Raw genomic sequence first — 397 nt, 5'->3', positions numbered from 1 at the left:
AAGCAGCTTGCTGCTTTGCTGACGAGTGGCGGACGGGTGAGTAATGTCTGGGAAACTGCCTGATGGAGGGGGATAACTACTGGAAACGGTAGCTAATACCGCATAACGTCGCAAGACCAAAGAGGGGGACCTTCGGGCCTCTTGCCATCGGATGTGCCCAGATGGGATTAGCTTGTTGGTGGGGTAACGGCTCACCAAGGCGACGATCCCTAGCTGGTCTGAGAGGATGACCAGCCACACTGGAACTGAGACACGGTCCAGACTCCTACGGGAGGCAGCAGTGGGGAATATTGCACAATGGGCGCAAGCCTGATGCAGCCATGCCGCGTGTATGAAGAAGGCCTTCGGGTTGTAAAGTACTTTCAGCGGGGAGGAAGGGAGTAAAGTTAATACCTTT

At 54.9% G+C, this 397-nt stretch carries 1 rRNA gene; it reads left to right on the top strand.

The window, feature by feature from the left end:
• A 16S ribosomal RNA gene (locus HCA61_RS25895) occupies nt 1–397 on the top strand; the annotation flags it as partial.

The organism is Rhodococcus sp. HNM0563 (assembly GCF_012726195.1).
GTDB lineage: Bacteria > Actinomycetota > Actinomycetes > Mycobacteriales > Mycobacteriaceae > Rhodococcus.
This window is presented reverse-complemented; position numbering and strand designations above follow the sequence as displayed.